1 protein-coding gene and 1 pseudogene are annotated in these 394 nt (G+C 65.7%); one reads left to right on the top strand and one right to left on the bottom strand.

Features of this window, described 5'->3' with window-relative positions:
* Positions 1-72, bottom strand: a pseudogene (locus tag MKK55_RS29370) (hypothetical protein); the annotation flags it as partial.
* 19 nt (positions 73-91) lie between these two features.
* Between MKK55_RS29370 and MKK55_RS18430 the strand changes: the two are divergent.
* On the top strand, positions 92-394 hold a 303-nt coding region (locus tag MKK55_RS18430), incomplete at its 3' end, for a MucR family transcriptional regulator (protein WP_409566087.1).

The raw sequence follows: 394 nt of genomic DNA, 5'->3' as shown, positions 1-394 counted from the left end.
CGGCCACAGCGTGTTGATGCCGCCGAGCGGGTCGGTCACGCCCTGGTAGAGGAAGTAGCCCCAGGCGCCGACCGCGATGGCCGTCGCCAGGATGCTCGGCACCCAGGCGTTGGTCTGCTTGAACGACGGCACCGCCAGCCCTCATACCGCTCTTACCGGGCTCGGCAAGGAAGCCGTGCCGGAGCTGACTAGTCCCGAGAAGCCGACGCCCGCACAGATCCGCAAGTCGGTCACCCCGGACGGCATGGTCAGTTTCGAGGATGGCAAGACCTACAAGACGATGAAGCGCCACCTCACGCTTCGCGGGCTCACACCGGAGAGCTACCGTGCGAAGTACGGCCTACCGTCTGACTACCCCATCGTATCGGCTGCTTACTCCGCCAAGCGGTCCGAG

This window comes from Methylobacterium sp. J-059, assembly GCF_022829485.1.
In the GTDB taxonomy this organism is placed as follows: domain Bacteria; phylum Pseudomonadota; class Alphaproteobacteria; order Rhizobiales; family Beijerinckiaceae; genus Methylobacterium.
Note: the sequence above shows the minus strand (reverse complement) of the source record. Positions and strands in the feature narration are given on the sequence as shown.